The organism is Micromonospora sp. NPDC005215, assembly GCF_040607915.1.
Lineage (GTDB): Bacteria > Actinomycetota > Actinomycetes > Mycobacteriales > Micromonosporaceae > Micromonospora.
Genome location: NZ_JBEXHQ010000003.1, coordinates 117,374 through 137,882, shown reverse-complemented (window position 1 = coordinate 137,882; position 20,509 = coordinate 117,374). Strand labels below are relative to the sequence as shown.

Below are 20,509 nucleotides of genomic sequence, written 5' to 3'. Positions count from 1 at the left end.
CTGGCAGTGGCACGGGTCACCACCAGGGACCCGGGGGGGTCACGAACGGGCGCGACTCCAGGCGGCGATGTGCACCTCGGCGCTGGACTCCCAGGTGAACTCCTTGGCCCGGTCGAACCCCGCCTTCGCCAGCGACAACCGCCGCTGCTCGTCGTCGAGCAGCGCGGCCAGGTCGGTGGCGATCTGCTCCGGGTCCTCCGAGGTGTACGCGACCGCGTCGCCGCCCACCTCGGGCAGCGAGAGCCGGGGCGTGGTCAGCACCGGGGCGGCGCACGCCATGGCCTCCAGGATCGGCAGCCCGAACCCCTCGCCGTAGGACGGGTAGGCGGCGACCAGTGCGCCGCCGAGGAAACCGGGCAGGTCGGCGTAGCGCAGGTAGCCGGGGCGCAGCAGGCGCAGGTGCGACGGGACCTCGGCCACCGCCCGGTCGATGTCGTCGTCGTGCCCCTGCCCGCCGGCGATCACCAGGGCCGGCGGCTCGGCCCGGTCGGCCACCGCTTGCGCCCAACCACGGATCAGGTTGGGTACGTTCTTGCGCGGCTCCTTGGCGCCGAGGAAGGCGACGTAGCTGCTGTTGCCCAGCCCCAGCCGGGCGCGGACGCGGGCCTTCTCCTCCTCGGTGGGGGCGTGGAAGGCCGCCTGGTCGACACCGTGGTAGGCCACGTCGATCCGCGTGGGGTCGGCGTCGAGCAGCCGGATCAGCTCGTCCCGGGTGGCCTTGCTGGGCACGATCACCCGGTTGGCGCGGCGCAGCGAGGTCTTGATGGCGCTGCGGAAGAACGTGCGGCGGGATTTGTCGTAGTGCTCCGGCTCGGTGAAGAACGTCGCGTCGTGCACGGTGACCGTGACCGGACACCCGGCCCGCAGCGGGCAGGTGTAGAAGGGCGAGTGCAGCACGTCGGCGCTCACCTGCTGGGCGAGCAGCGGCAGGCCGGTCTGCTCCCAGGCGAGCCGGGCCGGGCGGTGCGCCACGGCGGCCGGAGCTGGGATGATCTCCGCGCCGGGCAGCATCCGGGTGTAACGCTCCAGGTCGGTGCGGAGGCTGACCACCGCCAGCTCCACCCCCGACCCGCACACCTTGCCGAGGGCACCGAGCAGACCGTCGACGTATCGACCGACGCCACCACGGTCGGTGGGGACACTCGTGGCGTCGATGAGCACGCGGGGCGGGCGACCGGCGGTCACGGGGCGACTCCTTGCACTGGCGGGTCTGTGGGGAACAACACTCCGGGGGTCAAGCCTACGCCGGAGCGCGGGGCCGACGCTGACTGCGACCCGACGGTACGCCGAGTTGTCATCGTCATCGAGTACGGCCCGTAGGGGCGTATCGTTCGCGCCGATGGCCGACAACATTGCCCGGGTGTTCGCCGACGCGATCGCGACCGACCCGACCCGACCGCTTCTCACCTGGTACGACGATGCCAGTGGCGACCGCACCGAGCTTTCCGGCGCCACATTGGCGAACTGGGTGGCGAAGACCGCCAACCTTCTCGTCGACGAGGTCGGCCTCGCCCCGGGCACCGCGGCCGGGGTGCTGCTACCGCCGCACTGGCAGACCGCGGCGGTCCTGCTGGGCTGCTGGTCGACCAAGTTGAGCGTCATCGACACGCCAGGCGACGTCGACGTGCTCTTCGCCGCCGCCGACCGGCTCGACGAGGCGCAGTCCTGGTCGGCCGACGAGCGGTACGCCCTCGGGTTGGCTCCGCTCGCCGCCCCGCTCCGGCAGGTGCCGCCCGGGTTCGCCGACTACGTGGTCGAGGTACGCCGGCACGGCGACCACTTCAACCCGCAGCCGGGGCCGGGCCCCACCGACGAGCACCTGCTGGCCCGCGCCGAGGCCCGCGCCGCGGAGCTGGGCATCGAGGCCGGCGCTCGCGTCCTCGTCGACGCCGCCCGCTACCCGGACCCGGTCGACTGGCTGCTGGCCCCGCTGACCCGGGCCGCCACCGTGGTCCTCTGCGCCAACCAGGACCCCGCCCGCCTGGCCGCCAGGCTGACCACAGAGAGAGTCACGCACCCCCTCCGCTAGGGCCGCCGCGCCCTGCGGAGGTCCGACGGGTGCGGCCCGCGATTGGACCGAGTAGGTGCTGATTCTCCCCTTGCGTCTCAGACGGGCGTTCTGGTCGGAGGGCGGCGTTGGGCCAGGGCGGCGAAGGCGGCCAGGGACTCGGGGTTGGCCAGGGCACCCTTCGCGGCGGCCTGGTCGACCGGGGTGCCGGTCAGGATCTTCTTGACCGGGACCTCCAGCTTCTTCGCCGACAGGGTGCGGGGCACCGCGCGTACCTGATGGATCTCGTCGGGCACGTGCCGGGGCGACAGGGCGGTGCGCAGCTCGCGGCAGATCTTCTTCCGCAGGTCGTCGTCCAGGTCCAGACCGTCGGCCAGCACCACGAAGAGCAGCAGCTCACCGGCGCCGCCCTCGTCGTCCTCCAGGTGCACGACGACCGAGTCGACCACCTCGTCCAACCCCTCGACGACCGAGTAGAACTCGGCGGTGCCCAACCGCACCCCGCCCCGGTTGAGGGTGGCGTCGGAGCGGCCGGTGATGACGCAACCGCCGCGCTCGTTGATGGTGATCCAGTCCCCGTGCCGCCAGACGCCCGGGTAGACGTCGAAGTACGCCTCGAAGTAGCGGACGCCGTCCGGGTCGTTCCAGAAACCCACAGGCATGCTCGGCATCGGCTCGGTGATCACCAACTCGCCCAGCTCACCGATCACCGGAGCGCCGTCGGCCGAACGTGCCTCCACCTTCGCGCCCAACGCCCGGCAGGCGATCTCGCCGGCGTACACGGGCAGGAGCGGCACCCCGCCCACGAAGCCGGTGCAGACGTCGGTGCCGCCGGAGAGCGACTGGAGCTGCACCCGGTCGCTGACCGTCTCGTACACCCAGTGGAAGCCCTCGGCGGGCAGCGGCGCACCGGTCGAGCCGACGCCGCGCAGCGCGGACAGGTCGGCGACCTCGCGGGGCACCAGCTGCGCCTTGCGGCAGGCCAGCAGGAAGGGCGCCGAGGTGCCGAAGTACGTGGTGCCGGTCTCCGCCGCCAGCCGCCACAGCCCCCCGAGGTCGGGGTGGGCCGGATTGCCGTCGAAGAGCACGATGCTCGCGCCCACCGCCGGGCCGGAGACCAGGAAGTTCCACATCATCCAGCCGGTGGTGGTGAACCAGAAGAACCGGTCGGCCGGGCCCAGGTCGTGGTGCAGGGCGAGCATCTTCAGGTGCTCCAGCAGGATGCCGCCGTGACCGTGCACGATCGGCTTGGGCAGCCCGGTGGTGCCCGAGGAGTACAGCACGTACAACGGGTGGTCGAACGGCACCGGCGTGAACGTCAACGGCTCGTCGGTGGGCGCGGCCAGCTCGTCCCAGCCCAGCGCATCCCGCGGCGCGGGGCCCGCCGGGTCCAGGTAACCGATGCCGACGGTGTGCCGCAGCGACGGCAGGGCGGCCCGGATCGCGGCAACCTCCGCGCGCCGGTCCACCGCCTTGTCGCCGTACCGGTAGCCGTCCACGGCGACCAGCACTGTCGGTTCGATCTGCTGCCAGCGGTCGGTGACGCTGCGGGTGCCGAACTCCGGCGCGCAGGACGAGAAGATCGCGCCCAGGCTGGCGGTGGCCAGCAGGAGGACGTATGTCTCGGGAATGTTCGGGGCGTACGCCGCCACCCGGTCACCGGCGGTGACGCCGAGCCGGCGCAGCCCGGCCGACACCCGGCGGACCTGCTCGCGCAACTCCCCGGCGGTCAGCGTGACCGGCGCGCGGGTCTGCCCGTGCGCGATCACCACCGGGTCGTCGTCGGCGCGCCCCGGCATCCGCAGGACGTTCTCCGCGTAGTTGAGCGTGGCGCCGGGGAACCAACGGGCGCCGGGCATGCTCCGCTCGGCCAGGGTGGCGGTCGGCGGGGTGTGCGCGACAACCTCGAAATGGTCCCAGATCGAGCGCCAGAACCCGTCCAGGTCGGTGGTCGACCAGCGCCACAGCGCGTCGTAGTCGGCGAAGTCCAACCCGCGGTGCTCCCGCAGCCAGCGCAGGTAGCCGCCGATCCGGGACCGCTCGCGTACGTCCGCCGGCGGCGTCCACAGCATGTCAGCCACTGCTCCACCCTCCCCTGGCCCGGCACGACAGTGTGCAGGTCCGTGGCGCCATCTTGCCCTACCTCGAAGCGCCATTCTGCGCACCGGGTACGGCTACCGATGCGTGCCCACCCCACACTCCGGCCGGTCACCCCATGTGGAGAACATGGCGGGGCTCCCGGCGGTGACCGGGAGCCCCCCGCTCTTCTCAGCCGGCGCGGTGGGCCTGGATGGCACGGCGGCGGGCGAGGCGGTGCGCGCGACGGATCTCGGCCTCCTTGTACCGGCGCTCGTCCTCCGCCGTCTCCGGCAGAACCGGACGGACCACCCGTGGGGCACCGCCCACGTCCACGCCGACGAAGACCAGGTACGCGGTGGCCACCCGGACCGGTGCGTCCTCGGCCGAGTCCCACCGCTCGGCGACCACCCGCACGCCCACCTCCATCGAGGTCTGGCCGGTCCAGTTCACCTGCGCGTGCGCGTGCACAAGGTCACCGACCCGGACCGCCTCGGAGAAGACGATCTCGTCGATCGCCGCGGTCACCGCCGTTCCGCCGCTGTGCCGGGCAGCGGCGGCGCCCGCCACGTCGTCGACGAACTTCATCAGAACCCCGCCGTGCACGGTGCCGTAGAGGTTCACGTCCACGGCAGTCATGATCTTGCTCAGCGTGACGCGGGAGTACGACGTCGGCTTGCCGATCGGTGCGGCGGAGAGGTGCTCAGTCATGTCGAAAACGGTACGGTGCGCGGATGCGACATCTCTGGAGCTTCCTCGCCGGGCTGGTGGTGGCGCCCATCACCTGGGTGCTCGTCACACTGGGGCAGGACGGGTCGAGCCGGACGGTCGACCGCTGGGTGGAGACCGGCACGTTCAACACCGCCAACCTGATCGAGCCAGCCGTGTACCTCGGTGTCGGCGGGGTCCTGCTGGGCCTGCTCGGCACTCTGCGCTTCTCGCCGATCGGTCCGCTGGTGGCCGGGTTGCTGCTGGTCACCCCGTACATCGGGATGTTCGTGGCGCCCTTCGCGGTACGGGACGCGATCCCGCACGGGTGGAAGGTGGCCGGCGATCCGTTGCCGCTGCGGCTGCCCGTGGAGAACGGCACACTCTTCCTGATCGGCCTGCTGCTGCTGATGGCGACCTTCAGCCTGCAGCGTTGGCGGCAGTGGCCCTACCCGGCCACCGAGCCGGCCACGGCACCGGTGTCCGCCCCGGGCACCGGCCCCCGCAACGACGACTTCACGCTCACCGACTGGCCGTCCCCCACGCCCGCGGAGCGCGAGACCGCACCGCTCACTCTGGGTTACCCGGCCGAGCCGACACCGACCGATCCGCTGCCGCGGCGGGTGGGTGGCGAATCGCCCTGGTCCGCCCCACCGCGCGGCCAGCCGCGCCCGGAGGACACCACGGAGATTCGCTGATCGTCGGGCGGGCCGGGCAACCGGCCCGCCCTCTTCCTAGTGCGAGGCGACCGCCAGGTCCGGGTCGACAGTGCCGAGGCCGGCGCGGGGCACGACGAGGAGCATGACGATCAGCGCGGCGGCCATGCCGCCCGCGATGACGACCGCCATCGGTACGCTCCCGGTCCCGAACAGGCCCGCCAGTGGTGCCGAGAGCGCGCCCACACCGAACTGCACGGCACCGAGCAGCGCCGCGGCGGTGCCAGCGGCCTCACTGTGCCGGCTCATGGCCAGCGCCGGAGCGTTCGGCAGGGCCAGGCCCGCCGCGGCCAGGACCAGCCACAGTGACGCGAGCAGGGTGCCCAGGCCACCGAAGCTGGTCGCCGCGAACATGACAAGCAGCAGCCCGGCCGCCGTTCCCGCGATGAGCGCGCCGACCAGGATCTGCTGCGGGGTGTAGCGGCGCAGCAGCCGGACGTTGAACTGGGTGGCCCCGATCAGGCCGACGGCGCCGGCCCCGAACGCCAGGCCGAACTGCTGCTCGTCGAGGCCGTACTCCCGCTGGAGCACGAACGACGACCCAGCGACGTACGCGAACAGGGCCGCCATCGCCAGCCCGGCAACCAGCACCAGACCGACGAACGCCCGGTCGTTGAGCAGCCCCCGGTAGTCGCGCACTGTGGCACGGACCCCTCCGTGCCGACGACGCGCCACCGGAAGGGTCTCCGGGAGCCGGAGCGCCGCCACGACGATCAGCAGCGCACCCAACACCGCCAGCGCCGCGAAGACGCCCCGCCAGTCGGTCCAGCTCAGCAGGCCGCTGCCCAGGGTCGGCGCGAGAATGGGCGCCAGGCCCATGACGAGCATCAGCCGGGAGAAGATCCGGGCGAACGAGGCGCCACTGAACAGGTCACGGACGACGGCGGTCGCGACCACGGTGGCAGCCGCGACGCCCAGCCCCTGTAGGACACGCAGCGCGCCGAGCACTGCGATGTTGGGCGCGAAGACGCACAGCACGGAGGCCACGATGTGCGCGGCCAGCCCGGCCAGCAGCGGCACCCGCCGTCCGACCACATCGGAGAGCGGCCCGATCAGCAACTGGCCCAGCGCCAGGCCGACAAGCGTGCCGGTCAGCGTCAACTGCACGGCGGTCTCGGTGGTCTGCAACCCTGCCGTGATGGCGGGCAGCGCGGGCAGGTACATGTCGATGGTCAACGGCCCGATGGCGATCAGCGCACCCAACACGAGGACGAGTTGCGCCCGCTGACGGTTGGTCATCAGGTCACCGGGCAGCACCTCCCCGGTCGTGCCCGGGTTTACCGTGCGGGTGCCCGGTCCGGTCTTGTCCACCAACTGCCTCATCATCTCGATCTCTCTGCGGGAGCTTGTGCGTCGTCACGGCGTCAGCGCGTCCACAGCTGCGGAGCGTGGTGTCCCGGTGCCCGACGTTGGGCGACGAGAGAGTGACGAGGCAGGGGTCGGTGGGGTGGCCGGACGAGGCGATCGCCCGGTGGTGGTCCTCTCGCTCGCCAACACCCGAAAACCGTACGACGTTCCCGCTGTGGGGGGAGTCACGCCGCGTCGGCCCTCGCGACGTCGCCCACGACCGGCGGGCGGGGACCGATGCCGGTCCCCGCCCGCCGCCCAGCTCACCGCAGGCCGAAGGCCCTGGTGATGCTCTGCTCGACGCTGTTCCCCCGGGCGTCCCGGGCCGTGGTGCGCAGGGTGACGAAACCTGCCGTACGCGGGGCGTCGATCCGCGCACGCCAACCGTCACCCTTGTGCTGGAGCTTGGCGTGGTGCCAGCTGACGCCGTCGTCGTAGGACACGTCGAGCGTCACGGTGCGGATGGCGGACGCCTCGGTCGCCGTCGGCAGGTGCAGTGCGGTGACGGTGATGTCGGCGTTGCGCTTCGCCCTGCCGTCGACATCGGTGTCGACGGCGTAGTCGAGCTGGATCAGGGACGGGTTCCACCACAGGGTTCCCGGGCTGATCCGGCCGGAGGTGAAGCCCCATTCCGTCCGGGTGGCGGTGGAGTACGGCCCGGCCCAGGCGTCCCGCCGGTTCTGCGAGACGAGCCGGTACGGCAGCGGCTCCGGGCTGAGGGTGCCGCTTGCCATCATCGGCTGGTAACGGTTGGCCTCGCCGACGAGCGTGTCGCCCTGGTAGAGCCGCAGGCTGTTGTCGACGGCCGGGTTGCCGGAGGTGCTGCCCTCGTGCGCGGTGCCCGAGTCGCCCCAGCCGGGGATCAGTGCGGAGATCGCGTCACCGTCTCCCCGGAAGACGGTGCTGGTCGTCAGCAGCCGGGGCCGTTGCACCGGGCCGAACCACCGCTCCTCCTGGACCGAGCCGGCCCGGTAGGCGGTGGGTGCCGTCTGCTGGGCCTGCTCGTCCGGCACCGCGACGTTCGTGATCCACCGCGTCCCGGCGGTGACCCAGTCGGTGCGTTCGCCACGCGCCGGGACCTCGTGGTAGTCGATGCCGCTCAACGAGCCCGACGCGGTGAAACCGCTGCGAGTCTCCACCGCCCGGCCGGGACGCCAGTTGCGCAGGGACATGTCGACCCGGGCCAGGTCGCGCGGGGTGAACCGCTGGGCGAGGTCCGCCGGAACGGCGCCGGCGTAGTCGTGGATCAGGTCGTAGACGTACTCGGTTGTCGGGTGGGAGGTGACGTCGAGCCGGACCCGCCTGTCGTGCGCGATCCGGGCGATCAGCTGCTCGCCCTCGTCCCGGGTGAGGGTGGCCACGGTGACCGGCGGCGGGTCCGTCGGCACCCACGCCGAACCCGGCCACGGCGCGAGGCGGCCGCTGCCGTCGTTCACCACGAGCAGGAGACGAGCGCCGGCGGACGCGGCCGCCGTGGCCTGCTTCTCCAGGGGTACGGCGTCGTTGCGGCGCACCACTGCCGCCTTGCCCCGCACGTTCAGCGTGGCGTACCCGCTGCTGCCGCCGTCGCCGGCGAACACCGCGTCGAGGTGTTGAGCACCTCGGGGCAGCGGCGTTGCGGCGCGTTGTACCCGCAGGTCCTCGTAGTCGCGACCACCGGCCGCCACCGTCAGTGCGGGCTGCGCCGTACGCCACTGGGTGCTGAGGCTGAACGTGCCCGTCGTGACCTTCCGGCCGGTGGGCAGCACCCACACGCTGTCGTACGTGGCATCCGGGTACCAGCCGTCGGTCCACCGGTTGCCGCCGAAGTCGCGAGACATCTCGAAGCGGGCGCCGTCCATTGTCGAGTCCTGCGGCGTGGTCACCGTGACCTGGCGGGCCAGGGTGGCGTCGAAGGCGATGGTGCGGTCCTGGTCGAGGGTGATCTCCGGTACCGGAAGCAGGCCGAGTCCCCGCGAGTTCGGCCCGTTCACGCCCTCGATGTCGGTCTTGACCCAGGCCGCGTACGTGCCCGCGGGAAGCCGCAGCTCCAGGGTGCCGGTGGCGTCGATCTGCTGCTGCCGGACGCTGTTGTCCTGCCCGAGCAGGAGGAGGTCTCCACCTGTCGGTTTGCCGCTGCGGTCCTTCACCGTGAGGGTGAGATGGTGGCGCACGCCCTCACGGCCGACGGCGAGCGAGGTCCGGGTGCGGACCGCGCCGGAGGCGTCGGTGGCGGTGAGGAATCCCGCGAAGGGGTTGTCGGCCGGGACGCGGTCGAAGTTCGTGGCCACTGTCACCGCGGTGACGCCGCGCGCCGGGACGGTGATCTGCCGGGACGACAGCGTGAAGAGATCCGCGGGGCCACCGTCGACGGTCGCGGCGAGGTTGAGGGTGACAGCGTTGTCACCGAGGTTGCGGTAACGGACTTCCCGTTCGACGGTGCCCTGCGGGGCGGTCGGCCACTCGGGGTACCCGAAGTTGGCGCTGGGGGTGGCCACGACGGACGCGGCAGTGGTCGCGGCAATGTCCAGTCGGCCGTTGCCGCCCTGGTACGGGTTGAGCCCGGCGAGCGGCTTCGCGGTGCTGACCAGAGCTTCCTTGAGCTGCACAGCGGTGAAGTCGGGATGCTGGGCGACCAGCAGCGCGGCGGCGCCGGCGACGTGCGGGGCGGCCATCGACGTGCCGTCGCCGAGGCGGTACCAGCCTTCGCCGGCGGAGTACTGCGAGCGGGCGGCCAGGACGCCGACACCGGGGGCGGTGAGGTCGGGCTTGAGGGCTCTGTCGCCGACCCGCGGACCCTGCCCGGAGAAGTCGGCGAGGCTGTCGTGGCCGTCGACGGCGCCGACGGTCAGGGCGGCGTCCGCGCTGCCGGGGCTGCCGATCGTGTACTGGCTGGGACCGGTGTTTCCGGCGGCGACGACGAACAGCGCTCCGGTCTCCGCGCTGAGTTCGTTGAGCGCCACACTCATCGGGTCGGTGCCGTCGGTGGGTTCGGCCCCGAGGCTCATGTTGACGATCCTGGCGTGCTGCTCGCGGACGGCCCACTCCATGCCGCTGATGATCCACGACTCCTGACCGGAGTTGTTGTCGCCGAGGACCTTGCCGACGTGCAGCCGTACGCCCGGGGCGACGCCCTTCTCCGTACCGCCCGAGGCCGCGCCGGTGCCGGCGATCGTGGAGGCGACGTGCGTGCCGTGGCCGAAGACGTCCTTCACCGTCTCGCCGGGGACGAAGGACTCGGTGGCGGCGATCTGACCGGCGAAGTCCGGGTGACCGGTGTCGATGCCGGTGTCCAGGACGGCGACGTCGACACCCTTGCCGGTGTTTCCGGACGCCCAGACCTGCGGGGCGCCGATCTGCGCGGTGCTGTCGGCGAGGTCGGCTTCGACCTTGCCGTCCAGCCAGATCTTCGCGATGCCGCCGCCGAGTGCGAGCCGGCTGCCGGTGGAACCGGCGCTCACCTCCCCACCGCCGGTGAGCGAGGACCAGAAGGTCTCCGAGCGGTCGACGTTCAGGGCGGCGCCCTGGATGGTGTCCAACCTGCGCACGTCGTGGGCACCCTCGGGCGCCGAGGCGCTACGGGCACGGGCGGCGGCAGCGGTGTAGGTGACGATCAGCGGGAGCTTGTCGCGCTGCGCGTCGTCGTATCCGTCCGCCAGCAGCTCGGAGAGGTTGAACAGCTGCTTGTCGAGCAGTCCGGCGCTCACGTACGGCAGCACGCCGTGCGGATAGACGTAGGTGTCCCCTCCTTCCCGGGACGAGGTGAACCCGGTCAGCCGACCCTCGGTGTCGCGCACCTGAGGGCTGAGGCTTCCGTCGGCCGACCGGGTGGCGGTGACCTTCTCCCCGGTGACCAGGGTCACGGTGGGGGTGGTCGCGGGAGCCGGGGGTGGGGCAGACGCGAGGGCGGATGAGGCCGAGGGGGCAGCGGCGCCGGGTGAGGCCAGGGCGGGCGACGGGGCGAGCACCGCGAGCGCGGTGCACAGCGCTATCGACCCTCGTCCGCGCAGACGTGGAGGTAGCAACACGATTCCTCAAGTTGATCAGCACAAGAAAGGCAGGTGCTAATCTCCCGGCTGCTTGTTTCAGCAGTGGATCTTGAATGTTTCGTGACGGGTGGGTGGTGGCCGTCTCCCGCTGCTCACGTGGCCGGCGAGGGGCGTACGAGTTCCGTGGTCGCCGCCGCGCTTCCCCTCGCCTGGAGGACCATCGGCAAGGACGTCAGCAGCATCCGCACCAGGCTCGGCTGCCCCCGTCCGATGACGACTCACCGGCGTGTCCTCGCCGTCCTGGCGTATCTCAACAACCAGTCAAGGTTGTCCCACGCATCGCACGCCCCCTCGTCCATCAACCAGTCCGCTGGTCGGCGCCGTCGTTCGGGTCTCCGCACGCCGACCAACCACTCCCCCTTGCCGGTCGGAAGAAGAATCACCGACTGCCCATGCCGAATCCTTCCCGTATTCTTCCCAACGCTGGAACGCGTCAGATCGGCAGCCATGGGCATCGGGAAGGTCGTGGTGGAGCTTCGGGTCCTGGGCCCGGTCGAGGTGTGGAACCGTGGGGTTCCGCTCCAGTTCGCTCGGCGTCAGCAGCGGGTACTCCTGGGGATCCTCGCGCTGGAGGCGAACCAACTGGTCACCGGTGACCGACTGATCGACCTCCTGTGGGGTGAGCTTCCACCCAGGCGGGCACGGGCGGTGCTACAGACCCGGGTGTCCGAGATCCGCGCGATCCTCGACCTGGCCGAGGAACCCGATCCAGCGGTCCTGCTGGACACCACCGGCGGTGGTTACCGGCTGCGGGTGGCACCCGAGCAGGTCGATGCCCAGCTGTTCCGCAACCTGGTGAGCGATCAGCGGACGCGGGGCTCCGACGACGAGGCACGGTCGATCCTCCGGTCGGCGTTGGCCCTCTGGCGCGGACCGGTCCTCGGCGGATGGCTGCCGGCCGAGGCGCAGGCGGACCTGACCCAGGGCCTGGAAGCGTTGCGCCTGACCGCGAACGAGGACCTCTTCGACGTCGAGCTCCGGCTCGGCAACCACCGGGACATCGTTGACGACGTTGTCGAGTTGGCCGGCAGGCATCCGACCCGGGAGCGGCTGGCCGGTCAGATGATGCGGGCCCTTGCCCGGTCCGGCCGAGGCCCCGAGGCGCTGACGTCGTTCGACCGCTGGCGGCGGTGGTTGCGAGACGAACTGGGCACCGACCCGTCGGCCGAGATACAGGCGATCCACCTCGCGGTGCTGCGGGGCGCCGACGACCAGCCGGACACCGACGGCAGCCGGACGCCGGTCGTCTCCACCCATCCACCGCACGCCTCGGACGGGCAGCGACGAAGCTCCCCAGCCGGGTTCCAACTCAGCACGCCGCGTAACCTTCCCGCCGACATCGCCGACTTCTCCGGACGGCAGTCGGAGCTGGCCAGGATCGAGAAAATCCTGCTACGTCCGGGCGCCGGCGCCCGGATCGCGGTGGTCTCCGGACCCGCTGGTGTCGGCAAGACCGCGTTCTCCATCCACGTCGCGCATCGACTGGCCGGCTCCTTTCCGGACGGACAGCTCTACGTCAACCTACGCGGCGTGGACAGCGACAGGGGCCTGGCTCCGTACGAGGTGTTGGGTCGGTTCCTTCGTGCGCTCGGCGTCGACGGGCTCCACCTGCCGGCGACCCTGGATGAGCGGATGGACCTCTATCGGGATCTGCTCGCGGACCGGCGGCTGCTGCTCCTGTTGGACAATGCCGCCGCCGACGACCAGTTGTCGGCCCTCATCCCCGGCAGCACGTCGTGCGGGGTCCTGGTCACCAGCCGCGCTCGGCTGGGTGCCATCCTCGGCGCCCAGACCGTGGCGCTCACGGTGATGGACGCGGCCGATTCCATGCTCCTGCTGACCCGGATCGCCGGCCCGGGCAGGATGCTCGACGAGGCGTCCGCCACCGCCCTGATCAGCCGCTGCGCCTACCTGCCCCTGGCGATCCGGATCGTGGGCGCGAAACTGGCAGCGAAACCGCACTGGACCGTCGACAGGCTCGTCCAGATGCTCGACGACGAGCGCAGCCGGTTGGACCGGCTCTCACACGGTCACCTCGACGTCCGCGCCAGCCTCGCACTCAGCTACCAGGTGCTGAGTCCGGCCGCGCGGACGCTGCTGCGCCGACTCGGTGACATCGAGGTCGCCGAGGTCAGCGACTGGCTCGCCGCCGCGCTGCTCGACACCACGGCCGATCAGGCACAGGAGCTGCTGGAGCAGCTCATCGACGCCCAACTGCTGGACTTCTCCGGCCACTATCCGTCCGGTCAGTCGCGCTACCGCCTGCACGACCTCGTACGCCTCTTCGGCCGGGAACGGGCGCTACCGGAAGCCAACCCCGGGGAGCTGAGCGCGGCACGCGGCCGGGCCTTCGGTGCCGCCCTGAACATCATCGAGCGACTCCTCCACGCGCTGTACGGCGGGCTCACCCTCACCATGCAGGGCGGGACTCCACGGTGGGAGGTCGACGAGCTTCTCATCGGGTCGTCGGCGACCGATTTGCTCGGATGGTTCGACGTGGAACGCCCCACCATCGTGTCGATCATCAACCGGGCGGCCCGGGACGGGCTCGCTGAAACAGCCTGGGACCTCGCCTGCACGGCGTCCCCGCTCTTCCCGTTGCGCCGGCAGCACGACGACTGGCAGCGCGTCCTCGAGGTCGCCTGGGAGAGCGCGCTGGCCGGGAACGACATCCGGGGGCAGGCGGCGATCTCCTACCGGCTGGGGATGTTGAGCCTCGACCGGCAGCAGATCGACCGGGCCGACGAACACCTCCAGCGGGCCAGGCGGCTGTTCGACGACATCAGTGACCTCCACGGGGTGGCGGTGGTGGATGCGTACCTCGCCATGGCGATGCGTTTCCGGGGCCAGCCGGACGCGGCGCTGAAGCGGTACTCGTCGGCGCTGGCGGGTCTGCGGGACACCGACGTGGGCGGAGCCGCCTTCGTCCTGCGGGGGATGGGGCAGGCCCACCTGGATCTCGGCGACCAGGACGGCGCCAAGGCGCACTTCGACGAATCCCTCGCGTTGTACGACACGATCGGTCCCGCGCCGATGGCACGCGGGCAAGCGCTGTTCTGGCAGGGTATGCGCCTGCTGGCGGCGGGCGCTCACGAGCAGGCGGCCCCGCTGTTCGACCACGTCCTACAGATCACCGCAGTCCTCGGAGACCGGCACGGGCAGGCCCAGGTGCTGCGCGGGCTCGGCATCTGCCACCATCGGGCGGGCCGGATCTCGGAGGCGCGGGCGGCGCTCGACGAGGCGCTGCGGCTGATTCAGCAGCCGATACCCACAATCGTGGAATCGTTCGTACGGCGGACCGTTCGTGACCTCTTTGGCGACGATTGATGACCTGGCAGGCGTCGATGGATCCCACGGCCGGAGACATAGACGCTAGGATCCAGCCATCCATCGAAACATCGGCATGGGAGACAAGTTTTGAGGAAGCACATCGCTGCCGTGGCAGCTGTTCTCGCCGTGGCTCTGTCCGTCTCCGCTCCGCAGTTGGCCTCGACGTCGTCGTCGGAAACGAAGCCCACCGTGGTCGTCTCGGTGGCCTGCGACTGGTGCGCGCCAGAGCGCTGAGCAGCTTCACTCAGGCCGAGTGAGCCTCCGCACGTCGGCCAGTCTGAGCACATGGTCGAGGGCCATGTCGGATGACCCGGTCGGCCGACGGTCGCGCCGCACCCGCGGGCGTGACCGTCGGCCGAGCAGGCCGGTGTCACTGACCGAGATGCTTGACCAGAAACTCGCCCGCGTCCGCGAATGCCTTGGCCTGGTTTTCCCGGCGGAGCAGGCCGTGCCCCTCATCCGCGAAGATCTCGTACCGCACCTCCACCCCGCGCGACCGCAGCCGCTGCACGATCTGATCGCTCTCCTGCTGGGGCACCCGGGGATCGTTGGCCCCCTGGATGACAAGCAACGGGGCCCGGATCTGGTCCGCGTGGGTCACCGGTGATCGGGCCATCAACCGGTCCGCATCCGCCTCCGGGTCACCGATCACCGCGGCCACCAGTGAACGCCACGTCGGAGGCGAGGCCTTCGCCAGGGTGACGAGATTGCTCGGCCCGTACAGGTCGACGCCGGCGGCCCAGTCCAGCTCCGGCAGCCGGCTGAGGCAGGACAGGACCGCGAAACCGCCGTACGAGGCGCCCATGATCCCGATCCGGGTCGGATCGACCCACTCCTGGCTGCGCAGGAAGGCCACCGCGTCGGCGAGGTCCGTCAGATCGCCGCCGCCCCAGTCACGGTTCACCAGGTCCGAGTAGGCGCGGCCATATCCGAGGGAGCCGCGGATGTTCGGGGCGAAGACGCCGATCCCGTGCGCGAGCAGGTACTGGTAGAAGCCGTCGTACATGTAGACCGGCAGTTCCTGCCAGGCCGGACCACCGTGCACCGAGATCAGGACACCGGCGGACGCCCGACCCTCGGGGCGGTAGAGGTAGCCGGGGATCTGGCGGCCGTCGCCGGCCGGATAGCGGACCAACGTCGGCTCGACGAAGGTGGCGGGGTCGGCCGCGACCGGCCGGGCGTCGCTGAGCCACCGGAGTTCGCCGGTGTCGAGTTCGATCAGGAGAATGTTCCACGGCTGGGTCGCCGTCGAGAATCGCAGCACGACGAAGCGCCCGTCGGCGGAGACGGTGAGGCCGGTCGCCGCCCCGGCGGGCAGTTCCGGAATCCGGATGTCGGCGCCGGTGCCGAGGTCACGACCGCGTAGCTGGCAGAAGCCGTCGACATTGACGTTCCAGACCAGCACCCGCCCGTCAGCGGAGAGGGCGACCTCCTGCACCTCCCAGTCCGGGGTGTCCAGCCAGGTGAGAGCGCCGGTGTCCGCGTCCATCACCGCCAGACCGGTGAACTCCCGTTCGAAGTTCGACATGACCAGGAAGCCGCTGCCGTCCGGCAGCCACGGGCCCAACCAGTACGTCGCCACACCGTCGCGCGACGTCAGCGAACGGGGCTCGGCACCGTCCAGGGACGCGACGTACACGAGGTGGTCACTGTTGGTGGTCCGCCACTCGGCGACGGTGAGCCTGGTCCCGTCCGGAGACCAGTAGCCGGGAAACGCCCTGCCACCGCCTGCGTACACCCGGCGCACCTCGGCGGACGACAGGTCGAGGATCAACACGTCCTGGTCGGCGGGGGTCCGATCGTTTCCGCAGTACGCGACGAACCTGCCGTCGGGGGAGAACGGATCGCCCTCAGCCGCGGAAAACTGCACGTCCGGCACGTCGGTCAGCCGCACCGGGTCCCCGCCGTCGGCGGCGATCCGGTGCAGTTGCGTGTTCTCGTTCCCGTGGTCATCGGCCAGGTACAACAGCCACTCGCCGCCGGGGTGCCAGGCAACCCTGCGGACTGTCGAGTCGGTGTTGGCGGTCAGCCGACGCGTGCCGCCATCCGACAACGACTGTGTGACCAGGTTGAACTGGCCGTTCCGGTCATCGACGTAGGCGATCTGGCTCCCGTCGGGGGCGATGACCAGCGTCGGCAAGAATCTCAGGCCTGACTGAAAGTCGCGGTATCCGGGCATGAGGGAGATCCTAGACACTCGATGTCCGCGGGCGTTCGATCGATGGCCTGCGGCCGATCCCATCCTGAGCACTGCCTGGATAAGATGCCTTTGATGAAGATCCTCAATTGGGTTTCGGCCACCCTGGACCATGCGGTGCCGCTGGCAGCCCTCTTTCGACGGGCCGAGGCGAGCACGCCCGTCGGCCTCGATCAACGCCCCGAGAGCGTCCACCTGCGGCTGGCGACTCTCGGGCCCGACCTTGCTCGGAACACCCTTGTCGGCGTAGCTGACGACGGAGCCGTCGCCGCGTATGCGGAGGTCGCTGACATGGGGGAGGCCGATGGCGTACGCCGGCTCCGGCTGACCGCCGTGGCCCATCCCGAACTGCCGGCCGATGTCCGCACGGAGTTGCACCGGTGGCTCATCGAGCGGGCGGATCAGTTGCGGCGGGCCGGCGGAACGGCACAGGCGGCCGTCCTGGGCACCCGGTGCGCCGAGAACGACGGGGCCGGGCACCGGCTGCTGATCGAGGACGGCTTCTCGCTGGCCCGGCACGAACGCGACCTCGTCTTGGCGGTGCCAGAGCTGCCGCCCGCCGTGGAAGTGCCGCCCGGTCTGGTGCTGGAGTCCGTCGACGAGCGTTACGAGGAACTCGCCCGGCTGGCCCACAACGAGGCCTACGCGGAAAGCACGGCGGCGGTCCGGCCAGACCAGCGCAGCTGGCCGCAACACGCCATCACGCACCCGCGGTTCCTGCCCGACCTCTCCTGCCTGCTGCTCGCCGAGGTGAGCCGACCTGACAACCCGGTCGCGGCCTTCCTGTTCGCGCTGGCCGACGACGACGCGGACGAGCCAATCGCGGTGTTGCACTGCCTCGGCACCCGGCCGCCCTGGCGCCGCCGTGGCCTGGCCACCGCGATGATCGTGCGAGCCCTGCACCAGGCCCGATCATCGAGCTTCCGCCGGTTGCGACTCCAGGTGAGCGACACCAACGAGCCAGCCCTGGCGCTGTACCGGAGGCTCGGCTTCGCCGAATCGGGACGCGGGTACGCGGTGCTGATGCGACAACTCACCGCCGACTGACGACGAGGGCGCGCGCTGGTCGAGCCGCCAACGTCTCAGGAAAGGCCGGGGGTGGGCCGCTACCGAGCCAGCGCATGCTGCACAGACACCCGCTGCTCAGTCCTTCAGCAGCTGCCGCGCCATGACGATCCGCTGCACCTGGTTCGTTCCTTCGTAGATCTGGGTGATCTTGGCGTCGCGCATCATCCGCTCGACGGGGTAGTCCCGCGTGTAGCCGTAACCGCCGAGCAGCTGCACCGCGTCCGTGGTGATCTCCATGGCGGCGTCCGAGGCGAAGCACTTGGCCGCCGCGCCGAAGTAGGTCAGATCGGCGTCGCCGCGCTCCGACTTTCCGGCAGCCGCGTACGTGAGCTGCCGGGCCGCCTCCAGCTTCATGCCCATGTCGGCGAGCATGAACTGGATGCCCTGGAACTCGGCGACCGCCTTGCCGAACTGGCGGCGCTCGGCCACGTACCCCTTGGCGTAGTCGAGCGCACCCTGCGCGATCCCGACGGCCTGCGCGGCGATGGTGACCCGGGTGTGGTCCAGGGTCTTCATCGCGGTGGCGAAGCCGGTGCCCTCCGCGCCGATCATCCGGTCGGCGGGGATCCGCACGTTGTCGAGGTAGACCTCGCGGGTGGGCGAGCCCTTGATGCCGAGCTTTTTCTCCGGCGCGCCGAAGCTCACCCCCGCATCGGACTTCTCGACCACGAAGGCCGAGATGCCCCGGGACCGGGCGGCCGGGTCGGTGACGGCGAAGACGGTGTAGAACTCCGACACGCCGGCGTTCGTGATCCAGCGCTTCACACCGTTGAGCACCCAGTGATCCCCGTCACGCACGGCCCTGGTCGTCATCGACGCGGCGTCGCTGCCCGCCTCCGGCTCGGAGAGGCAGTACGAGAACATGGCGTCACCGGCCGCGACCGGCGTCAGGTAGCGGCGCTTGAGCTGCTCGGAACCGGACAACAACAGCGGCATCGTGCCGAGCTTGTTCACCGCCGGGATCAGCGAGGAGGACGCGCAGGCACGGGCCACCTCCTCGATCACGATGGCGGTGGCCAGCGCGTCCGCGCCCGCGCCGCCGTACTCCTCGGGGATGTGCGGGGCGTGGAAATCGGCGGCCCGCAGCGCGTCGTAGGACGCCTTGGGGAACTCACCGGTCTCGTCGGCCTCGGCGGCGTGCGGGGCGACCTTCGCCGTGCAGACCGCACGCACCGCCTCCCGGATCGCCTCGTGCTCCTCGGGCAACCGGTAGACGTCGAACAACTCGCCTGCGGCCATGTTGGGCCCCTCCCCTTCACCGCTATCATGCGCAGTCTGTGACGACTCCTGACCGCCGACCGCGCAGACTGAAGACTAGCGACTGCAGTTCAGGTGATGTTACCGGCGCGTAGGTATGGGCATGAGGGTGCACCCACGCCGCTGGGCAATGATGGAGGACAACAGTGAGCCACCCCTCCGGTGCCCCGCCAGGCGCCGCAGCAGAATGCGACGCGACGACGCGCCGCCAGCGCGAGCGGAGAAGACAGGCGTGACGATCCCCTACCCCACCATCCAGCCGACCCCCGCCATCGCCGCGGTGACACCGCCCTCGGGCGCGCCTCGGCCGCGGGTGACGTTCCTGGGGACTGGTTACCTCGGTGCGACGTACGCCATCTGCTACGCCGAACTGGGCTACGACGTGCTCGGATTCGACGTCGACGCCGACAAGATCGCGATGCTGAACGCTGGTCAGGTGCCGATCCACGAGCCCGGCCTGGATGAGCTGCTGCGGCGCAACCTCGCCGCCGGCCGCCTCCGGTTCAGCACCGACATCTCCGAGGCAGCCGACTTCGGTGACGTGCACTTCATCTGCGTCGGCACCCCGCAGCGGGCCGACGGGATGGGCGCCGACCTGTCGTACGTCGAGGCGTCGGTCACCAGCCTCGCGCAGCACCTCACCCGTAAGGCCCTGATCGTCGGCAAGTCCACCGTGCCGGTCGGCACCGCCGACTGGGTGGAGCAGCTGGTCGGCAAGCACACCCCCCACGACCTGGGCGTCGAGGTGGCCTGGAGCCCCGAGTTCCTCCAGGAGGGCTTCGCCGTCGACGACGTCCTGCGCCCCAACCGGATCGTGGTCGGCGTGAAGAGCGAGTGGGCCAACGGCATGCTCTACGCCGCGCACAAGGGCGTGTTCGACCTGGCCGCCACCGAGGACCGCGAGGTGCCCCTGGTGGTCACCGACTTCGCCACCGCCGAGCTGGTCAAGGTCGCCGCGAACGCCTTCCTGGCCACCAAGATCTCCTTCATCAACGCGATGGCCGAGGTCTGCGAGGCCTCCGGTGGCGACGTCACCCAACTCGCCCGCGCGATCGGCTACGACCCACGGATCGGCAACCGGTTCCTCCAGGCCGGCCTCGGCTTCGGCGGCGCCTGCCTGCCCAAGGACATCCGGGCCTTCCAGGCCCGCGCCCAGGAGCTGGGCGCCGGCGAGGCGCTGCGCTTCCTGCACGAGGTCGACCTGATCAACCTGCGCCGTCGTACCCGGGTGCTGCAACTCGCCTCGGACCTGCTCGGGCGTCGCTCCGGTCCGGCCGGCCCGGACTTCTCCGGCACCCGGATCGCCGTGCTCGGTGCGACCTTCAAGCCCAACACCGACGACGTCCGCGACGCTCCGGCGCTCGCCGTCGCCGCGCTGCTGCACAAGGCCGGCGCCGAGGTGCACGTGTACGACCCGCAGGGCACCGAGAACGCCCGCCGCGCGGTGCCCGAGCTGACCTACGAGACCGGCATCAACGAGGCGGTCACCGGCGCCGACCTGGTCTGCGTCCTCACCGAGTGGGCCGACTTCCGTAACGCCGACCCGGTCGCGCTCGGCGAGTTGGTAAGCGGTCGCAAGGTGGTCGACGGCCGAAACTGCCTCGACTCGGCGCTCTGGACCCAGGCCGGCTGGGACTACCGGGGCATGGGCCGCCCCTGATCGGACCACCCCGCCGGCCGGTCATCGAGCTTCTCGATGGCCGGCCGGTGTCGTTGTTTGCCCCGGACCCGCCGACAAGAGTCGAAATCCGGGCCAGCTTTGGGCATGCTGCGA

The 20,509-nt window shown here is 70.9% G+C and carries 12 protein-coding genes; 5 read left to right on the top strand and 7 right to left on the bottom strand.

Annotation, left to right across the window (positions count from 1 at the left end; translation table 11 throughout):
• Nucleotides 1-39 precede the first annotated feature (39 nt).
• Complete coding sequence (locus ABZU25_RS04170; RefSeq protein WP_355027856.1) at nucleotides 40-1,185, bottom strand: glycosyltransferase family 1 protein; 1,146 nt, start codon at nucleotides 1,183-1,185, stop codon at nucleotides 40-42.
• 154 nt (nucleotides 1,186-1,339) lie between these two features.
• On the opposite strand from ABZU25_RS04170, the gene ABZU25_RS04165 reads away from it, so the two are divergent.
• Nucleotides 1,340-2,029, top strand: coding sequence for a TIGR03089 family protein (locus ABZU25_RS04165; RefSeq protein ID WP_355027855.1), 690 nt, complete (start codon nucleotides 1,340-1,342; stop codon nucleotides 2,027-2,029).
• A 77-nt stretch (nucleotides 2,030-2,106) separates the two neighbouring features.
• Here the strand turns inward: ABZU25_RS04165 and ABZU25_RS04160 are convergent, their stop codons facing one another.
• Nucleotides 2,107-4,089, bottom strand: a complete 1,983-nt coding sequence (locus ABZU25_RS04160; RefSeq protein WP_355027854.1) for an acetoacetate--CoA ligase — start codon at nucleotides 4,087-4,089, stop codon at nucleotides 2,107-2,109.
• A gap of 187 nt (nucleotides 4,090-4,276) precedes the next feature.
• Entirely contained in the window at nucleotides 4,277-4,795 is a 519-nt protein-coding gene (locus ABZU25_RS04155) for a hotdog domain-containing protein (RefSeq protein WP_204943434.1), read from the bottom strand.
• A 23-nt stretch (nucleotides 4,796-4,818) separates the two neighbouring features.
• On the opposite strand from ABZU25_RS04155, the gene ABZU25_RS04150 reads away from it, so the two are divergent.
• The gene (locus ABZU25_RS04150; RefSeq protein WP_355027853.1) at nucleotides 4,819-5,490 is read left to right on the top strand and encodes a hypothetical protein; all 672 of its coding nucleotides are present in this window, start codon (nucleotides 4,819-4,821) and stop codon (nucleotides 5,488-5,490) included.
• 36 nt (nucleotides 5,491-5,526) lie between these two features.
• Here ABZU25_RS04150 and ABZU25_RS04145 read toward each other — a convergent pair whose 3' ends face one another.
• Complete coding sequence (locus tag ABZU25_RS04145; RefSeq protein ID WP_355027998.1) at nucleotides 5,527-6,747, bottom strand: multidrug effflux MFS transporter; 1,221 nt, start codon at nucleotides 6,745-6,747, stop codon at nucleotides 5,527-5,529.
• A gap of 371 nt (nucleotides 6,748-7,118) precedes the next feature.
• A complete protein-coding gene (locus tag ABZU25_RS04140; RefSeq protein WP_355027852.1) occupies nucleotides 7,119-10,697 on the bottom strand; it encodes a S8 family serine peptidase in 3,579 nt (1,192 codons plus the stop codon).
• Between the two features lie 633 nt (nucleotides 10,698-11,330).
• Between ABZU25_RS04140 and ABZU25_RS04135 the strand changes: the two genes are divergently transcribed.
• On the top strand, nucleotides 11,331-14,210 hold the full coding sequence (locus tag ABZU25_RS04135) for a BTAD domain-containing putative transcriptional regulator (RefSeq protein WP_355027851.1): 2,880 nt from the start codon (nucleotides 11,331-11,333) through the stop codon (nucleotides 14,208-14,210).
• Nucleotides 14,211-14,583: 373 nt separating this feature from the next.
• Here the strand turns inward: ABZU25_RS04135 and ABZU25_RS04130 are convergent, their stop codons facing one another.
• Complete coding sequence (locus ABZU25_RS04130) at nucleotides 14,584-16,392, bottom strand: S9 family peptidase (protein ID WP_355027850.1); 1,809 nt, start codon at nucleotides 16,390-16,392, stop codon at nucleotides 14,584-14,586.
• A 93-nt stretch (nucleotides 16,393-16,485) separates the two neighbouring features.
• On the opposite strand from ABZU25_RS04130, the gene ABZU25_RS04125 reads away from it, so the two are divergent.
• Nucleotides 16,486-17,457, top strand: coding sequence for a GNAT family N-acetyltransferase (locus ABZU25_RS04125; RefSeq protein ID WP_355027849.1), 972 nt, complete (start codon nucleotides 16,486-16,488; stop codon nucleotides 17,455-17,457).
• A 96-nt stretch (nucleotides 17,458-17,553) separates the two neighbouring features.
• Here ABZU25_RS04125 and ABZU25_RS04120 read toward each other — a convergent pair whose 3' ends face one another.
• A complete protein-coding gene (locus tag ABZU25_RS04120) occupies nucleotides 17,554-18,717 on the bottom strand; it encodes an acyl-CoA dehydrogenase family protein (protein WP_355027848.1) in 1,164 nt (387 codons plus the stop codon).
• A 250-nt stretch (nucleotides 18,718-18,967) separates the two neighbouring features.
• Here ABZU25_RS04120 and ABZU25_RS04115 point away from each other — a divergent pair, with 250 nt between their 5' ends.
• A complete protein-coding gene (locus ABZU25_RS04115) occupies nucleotides 18,968-20,395 on the top strand; it encodes a UDP-glucose/GDP-mannose dehydrogenase family protein (protein WP_355027847.1) in 1,428 nt (475 codons plus the stop codon).
• The last annotated feature ends 114 nt before the right edge of the window (nucleotides 20,396-20,509 follow it).